This window comes from Nocardia sp. CA-119907 (assembly GCF_050955995.1).
In the GTDB taxonomy this organism is placed as follows: domain Bacteria; phylum Actinomycetota; class Actinomycetes; order Mycobacteriales; family Mycobacteriaceae; genus Nocardia.
Map to the genome: position 1 here is coordinate 8,679,989 of NZ_CP192091.1, position 6,513 is coordinate 8,686,501.

At 66.3% G+C, this 6,513-nt stretch carries 6 protein-coding genes; 2 read left to right on the top strand and 4 right to left on the bottom strand.

The window, feature by feature from the left end; all coding sequences use genetic code 11:
• Nucleotides 1-19 precede the first annotated feature (19 nt).
• The 3 genes from ACQP2D_RS39220 to ACQP2D_RS39230 are packed head-to-tail and all read right to left on the bottom strand — an operon-like array spanning nucleotide 20 to nucleotide 2,209.
• Entirely contained in the window at nucleotides 20-541 is a 522-nt protein-coding gene (locus tag ACQP2D_RS39220) for a YbaB/EbfC family nucleoid-associated protein (protein WP_433680947.1), read from the bottom strand.
• Between the two features lie 60 nt (nucleotides 542-601).
• A complete protein-coding gene (locus ACQP2D_RS39225; RefSeq protein ID WP_433680948.1) occupies nucleotides 602-922 on the bottom strand; it encodes a hypothetical protein in 321 nt (106 codons plus the stop codon).
• A 24-nt stretch (nucleotides 923-946) separates the two neighbouring features.
• Nucleotides 947-2,209 carry a hypothetical protein gene (locus ACQP2D_RS39230; protein WP_433680949.1) on the bottom strand — a complete coding sequence of 421 codons (1,263 nt, stop codon included), beginning with the start codon at nucleotides 2,207-2,209 and terminating at the stop codon, nucleotides 947-949.
• 343 nt (nucleotides 2,210-2,552) lie between these two features.
• Between ACQP2D_RS39230 and ACQP2D_RS39235 the strand changes: the two genes are divergently transcribed.
• Together ACQP2D_RS39235 and ACQP2D_RS39240 are read left to right on the top strand one after the other, a co-directional pair.
• Complete coding sequence (locus ACQP2D_RS39235; RefSeq protein ID WP_433680950.1) at nucleotides 2,553-3,869, top strand: MFS transporter; 1,317 nt, start codon at nucleotides 2,553-2,555, stop codon at nucleotides 3,867-3,869.
• Between the two features lie 56 nt (nucleotides 3,870-3,925).
• On the top strand, nucleotides 3,926-4,600 hold the full coding sequence (locus ACQP2D_RS39240) for a response regulator transcription factor (protein WP_355183774.1): 675 nt from the start codon (nucleotides 3,926-3,928) through the stop codon (nucleotides 4,598-4,600).
• On the opposite strand, the gene ACQP2D_RS39245 is transcribed toward ACQP2D_RS39240, so the two are convergent.
• Nucleotides 4,591-6,198 (bottom strand): hypothetical protein, encoded by a 1,608-nt coding sequence (locus tag ACQP2D_RS39245; RefSeq protein WP_433680951.1) that lies wholly within the window; start codon nucleotides 6,196-6,198, stop codon nucleotides 4,591-4,593. The genes ACQP2D_RS39240 and ACQP2D_RS39245 overlap by 10 nt on opposite strands.
• Between the last annotated feature and the right edge of the window lie 315 nt (nucleotides 6,199-6,513).

The following is a 6,513-nucleotide window of genomic DNA, read 5'->3' on the forward strand; positions in this document are numbered from 1 at the left end:
ATCGCGCCGAAGCGCGAGCTCACCAGCCCGACTCGGACACGTCCGACTGTCTTTTGGGGGCATGTGTGTGATCCCAGGGTGCGACATCGGTGAACACCATGGGCGGGTCGGTATCCTCGGCTTCCGCGCTGCGGCGTGCGGAGGGTGGAGCGGTCGACACTTCGGGCCGCACGGGCAGCATCTCGCGCACATCGGGTAGTCCGGGGACGAACTCGGATAGTTTCGGTAGTCGCGCGGTCTGGGCGCGCAGGTCGTCGACCATCTCGCGCGTGCGCCGTTGGATCTGGGCCGCGGCGTCCTGCCCGGCGGCGGTAATGGCGGCGGCCAGCTCGGCGTAGCTCAAATCCGTTACGTCATCGGTGAATCGAGTCTGGATGACCACATTGTTGGCATTGACCACGACGGTGACTCGTTTGCCCGCCGCATAACCCGTCGCGGTGAGCAGAGCCTGCTTCTCCTGCGCCCGCGCAATGGATTCGACGCCCATCCGCATCATCTCCATGAGATCGGTGAATTGCCCGATCGAAATGTCGTCCGCCATCGAATCCTCCTGCTCACCCCGGTACCCCGACTACCCCAGTTCGGACTTCGCGCCTTCGCGTCAGATGTTCTCGAAGTCGTCGTGGCCCGCATGGTCGGTATCGGTCAGCGCCACGCCGGTGTCGGTCACGCCCTGCGAATAGTTCTGCAGCGTCTCGATTTGCGCGTTCAATACGCCGATCAGATTGTCGTGTGACGACTCGTAGCCATTTTCTCCGGTGGCGAAATTCGGGCCGCGACCGTTGGTCCCCCAACTGCCCCAGTTCTGCGAATTCACCGCATCCAGGCGCGAGACGATCGCCTGGATCTTGGCGGCGACTTCGGCCAGGTCCGCCGACGGCTTGTTCAACCCGGACGGGGTCGCCCGGAAGCCTTCACTCATCTCGAACCCTCCTATGACCTTGTGCTATAGCGCAATTCGATCATCGCATGGACGCCTGTCGTCCAGAATATTAAGCCCCGGTGCACCGTTGGCGATCGGCTCCGGACAACGACCGACGGCACGAACATGGTTCGACCGCGACACCACCGCTCCGGCCGCTGTCAACTGCCGCATGGCGGCATCGATATCGCCCTCGTCGCCGAAGGCGTCGGCCACCAATGCCCTGGTGATCTCGCCACGTTCGGCGGCGGTCAGCAAGCGCGCCACCGCGGTTCGCAGCCGGGTGCCAGGGTCCGCCGAGAGCAACCGGGCCACCGCCTCGATCGCGGTGTGCGTATTCCAGATCTCCGGCATCGCGACACCGCACTGCTGCACCGATGGCGATTCCCCGCAATACCAGCCGTGGCCGTCCCACCAGAAGCAGAACGAGAGCAGGCCGACCGCCGCGCGCGGGCTCAGCACCGCATTGGTCACCCAATCCGGCGCTCCCGCATAGAGATTCGGCAGATCGACGCCGCCGTTGTATGCCGCGTTCAGGGCAGGTGCGTCCCATACGCCGCCCGACAGCACGGCACGACCGCCCGGCACGGTGTACAGCGTGGAGCCGCTGCTGCCGGTGCCCGCGCTCTCGAACCAGCCGTTCGTGGCCACCATGCGCGGACCACGGTCGGACGAAACGGCGACGTGCGCCGCCGAAATCGTCGCCCACCTGGCCCACAGCTGCGGAAACGGCGGCAGTTCCTCGTCCACCGGTCGGGCCGTCACCCCGCGGGCGCGGTCGGCGACAACCGCCGCCGCGGCCCGGCGCGGACGACGGCACTGCCGGTCGGCGTGGCCCATATAGGCCGCGAGCCAGACCGGCAGGCGCGGACGCGGATAGGCCGCCACATCGGCGCGATAGGCCTCGGGACGGAAGAGTTGATCGGCGGGGAACGGCTCGTCGCCGTAGTCGTAGTCGACCTCGATATCACCGGATGCGTTGGCCCACAGCAGCAGTCGCCACCACGGCTCGGCACCGGACTCGGCGACCTCGGCGCGGTAGCGGCGCACGAGTGCAAGCACCGGCTCCGGCACCTCGAGGCGGGTCACCCGCTGCGGACCGGCGAATTCGACGCGCGCCGTTTCGACGGTCACGGTCAGCGCGAAGACCGCGTCCAGCCGCCGCCAGCCGGGTGGGCCCAATTCGGCCAACTCGTCCGCGATGTGCGAGATCAAGGTCTCGGCCGGGTCGGCGACCGTCGCCCGATCACCACCCGCCACGGAATCGCCACGCGCTGCTTGCTTCACTGCTCTCGTTCCTGTTACACCACAACCGATTCAGGATCACCCGGTGTTGTTTCGGGCGATCGGCAGTAGTCGCCATCGGCCTTATTTCCGATAGTGGCACGCGGATCGGCGGTCGTATCCCGATACCGCCGACGACTAGCTAAAGGGATTGTTAAGAATCCGAACCGGCCTCCGACCAGGGCATCTGCCGCCTCGGCGGTCGAATTATCGGGCGTCGAAATCCGACCGAAGTTTTTTCCTAAGGGACCGTTAGAACATCGCCGGACCCCTGGCAATGCGCTGTGACAGCGCTCACAGTCGCCATTACTACGCCGGTAAGTGCGGCGCCAGAAGGAGATTCACAATGACTACGACACAACTCGCGGGCGAGCGCAGGGTCATCGCCAACGTGCTGCGTGGCTCCCTCGGCAATCTCGCCGAGTGGTACGACTGGTATGTCTACGCCGCGTTCAGCGTGTACTTCGCGCACAGTTTCTTCCCCAAGGGCGATTCCACCGCACAGCTACTCAACTCGGCGGCCGTCTTCGCGGTCGGCTTCCTGATGCGTCCGATCGGCGGCTGGATGCTGGGCCGCTACGCCGATCGCTTCGGACGCCGTGCGGCGCTGACGCTCTCGGTGACGGTGATGGCCGCGGGTTCGCTGCTGATCGCGTGCACGCCCGGATATCAGACGATCGGCCTGGCCGCCCCGGTGCTGCTGGTGCTGGCGCGGCTGTTGCAGGGGCTGTCCCTCGGCGGTGAATACGCCACCAGCGCAACATATCTGTCCGAGGTGGCATCGCCGGGTAGGCGCGGGTTCTATTCGAGTTTCCAGTACGTCACGCTGGTCGCGGGTCAGTTGGTAGCGCTCGGTGTGCAGATCGTGCTGCAGCACATTCTCAGCGACGCGCAGATGAACAATTGGGGCTGGCGCATTCCCTTCCTGATCGGCGCGGGCGGCGCCCTGCTGATCATGTGGCTGCGGCGCGGCATGGACGAATCCGAGCAATTCCAAGCCGAATCCGAGCGCCCGGCCCGCGGCTCGCTGCGCGTGCTCGCACAGTATCCGCGGGAATGCCTGATCGTTTGCGGACTCACCCTCGGCGGCACCGTCGCGTTCTACACCTACACGACATACATGCAGAAATTCATGATCAATACCGCGCATATCTCCAAGCCCACCGCGGCCTGGATCAACTTCATCGCGCTGCTGGTCTTCGTGGTGCTGCAACCGCTGGCCGGAGCGCTGTCCGACCGCATCGGGCGGCGCAAGCTGCTGATCTTCTTCGGCATTGCCGGCACCTTGCTGACCGTGCCGATCATGACCGTGCTCGCGCACACCCGCAATCCGATCGGCGCGTTCGGACTGATGATGCTGGCCCTGGTGATCATCACCGGCTACACCTCGATCAACGCCATTGTGAAGGCCGAACTGTTCCCGACCCGGATCCGCGCCCTCGGCGTCGGCCTGCCGTACGCGCTGACCGTCGCGATCTTCGGAGGCACCGCGGAAACCATCGCGCTGGCATTGAAGAAGGCCCATCACGAATCGCTGTACTTCTGGTACGTCGCGGTCTGTATCGCGATCTCGCTGACGATCTACTACTTCATGCGCGAGACCTCGAAGAACTCGGCGATCGAGGCCGAGGCGGAGACCGGCGCCCAGGTGGCCGTCCATTGAGGATGGCAATGCGCAAACGCCTGCGCGTCGAACCTTCGCTTTGCAAGGATCGGCGCGTGCGGCTTGTGCTGGTGGAAGACGATGACGGGGTAGGCGACGCGCTACAAGCCGCGCTCACCGCCCGCGGCTACGTCGTCGACCGCAAGCGCCGCGGTGCGGACCTACTACGCACCCATCGCGACTATGACGCGGTGATCCTCGATCTCGGACTGCCCGATATGGACGGTTTGGAGGTTTTGCGGCGACTGCGCGAGGTCAGTTCGGTGCCGGTGCTGATCCTCACCGCCCGGGCCGGGGAGCGCACCATCGTGCTCGCGCTGCGCTCCGGTGCCGACGACTATCTGGTGAAGCCGCCGCGCATCGCAGAGCTGGTCGCGCGGCTGGAGACGGTCACCAGGCGCGTGGTCATCCACACCTCGCCCGTCGAGGCGGTCGTTTCCCAGGATGTGCGAGTCGACCTGATGGCTCGGCAGGTCGAGGTGGCCGGCGTGCCGATCATGCTCACCCACAAGGAATTCCAGCTGGTCCGGATCCTCGCGGAGCGACCGGACACCGCCGTGAGCCGCCAAGAGCTGATGGACCGCATCTGGGGCGATTCGTCGGCCTCGGTCTCGCGGGCGTTGGATGTGCACATGGCGGGGCTGCGCGCGAAACTCGATCGCCCCGGTCTGATCACCACCATCCGTGGCTTCGGCTATCGCTGGAGCACCGATGGCGGCCCTCAGGCCTGAACGGATCCGTGCCGCTGCTGGAAGCGCTGTTCGAACTCGGCGGCATAGACGGACGGTGCGACCGATGACGAAGACTGTTCCAGCACACCGTCATCGGCGACATAGAAGATCGCCCGGCCGATCGAGATCTCACCGGGTTCGGTCGGCACGTACACCATCCAGCCCACACTGATCCGGTCCGCGCGCAGATTCTCCAGCGGATAGCCGGTGGTATCCATGTTCTGGTCCAGGATGTACTGCCGGACCTGAGCCATCGCGGCATCGCGCGAAATCGGCTGCGGCAGAGTGATCGTCACCCCGGCCAGCGTGAGTTGATAGAGGGCGCTGTCGATATCGAAGGCGCCATCGTCGCCGAAGACCTCGACGAGCGTATCGCGGGTGACGACACCGATTTCCGCGGCCGACACCAGATTGGCCACCGCCGCACGCTGCCCGTCGGTCGGCTCGTCGGCCACCAATCCGGCGACCACACCGGCCACGGTATCGGAAGTCCAGACGCCGGGCACCGCATCGCTGAGCGCGACCGCGGAGGGCGAGTCGCCGCGATACCATCTGCCGCCGTCCCACCAATAGCAGAACGACAACAACCCGCTGGCCGCACGGGGATTCAGCACCGGATTGGCGATCCACTCCGGGGCACCGGCGTACAGCGCCGGCATCGGCGCACCGCCGTTGTAGACGGCATCGAGTTCGGGCGCGTTCCACACGCCCCCGGACAGCACGGCGCGACCGCCCGGCAGGGCATACAGCGTCGACCCGCTGCGCTTGGCCCCTTCGAACCAGCCGAGCGCGGGCAAAACCCTTGGCCCCCACTGAGATCCGGCGGCGACGAAGGCTGCCGCGATGACCGCCCAGCGGGCCGACAGCACCGGGAAGGCCGGAAAGTCCCGCTCCGACAACACCGGTCGCACGCCGGCCTCCCGGTCCTCACGCGCCTGAACGGCCGCGATGAGCGCCGGGCGCGACTGCCGGTCGGCGTGGCCTACGTAAGCCGCCAGCCATACCGGCAGCTGCTGGCGCGGATATGCCTGCAGATCCGCGGCGTAGACCTCGGGCGGGAACAGGTGGTCGTCCGGGAAGGGCTCGTCACCGTAGTCGTAGTCGACCTCGATCTCGCCGGTGCTCGCCAAGTTGATCAGCAGCCGCCACCAGGGGCCGTCGCTCAGTTGGGCCGATAGGTGCCGCTGCTCCCGAACCAGTGTGAGCACCTCGGCGGCCGGCTGGGCGCGGGCCTCGCGCTGCTCGTCATCGGCGAAGGTGACCAGCGCGAGTTCGGCGGTGGTCGTCATGACGAAGACGGCGTCGAGGCGGCGCCAGCCCTGCGGGCCACCCGAGGCAAGTGCGCGGGCGATGCGGTGGATGAGTTGTTTGGCCTGTTCGGCCACGTCGACCGGGGGTTCGTCGAGGGTGAAGCCGATATCGGGGGCGTCCTCGTCCGGGGTGTCCTCGACGGGAGCGTCGTCAGTGGGGTCGTTATCGGTGGCTTCGAAGGCCTGCATGAACTCGGCCATGAATTCCGCGTCGCCGGAGGCGCCGGGTACGGCCCGCTCGTTGTCATCGGCCCGCTTGTCGGGGGTCTCACCGTCAGGTCTGGTCACGTCGCCGCAGTCTCCCTCATCTGCGCACCGCGCCGCCGACCGGTGGACGCTGTGCCCGAACCATTACCGCTCTATCCTGGCACACCCCCAGGCCACCCAATTCACAAAAACCACAGGCCTTAACCGTCCCTGAACAAAGTGCGTACATCTGCCACCCAACGGACAAAGATCTGGGTCCGGGCGGGTCGGCGCGGGCGAATACTGGCTCGCGCAGAGCTTCCGATTTTCAGCCCGGCGGGTCGTGCGGAGTGTCGGTATGCGACGGGTGCCGAAAGTGTGCGTGAGCTCCGCTGGCCCGACGTAGGCGGAGTTGGG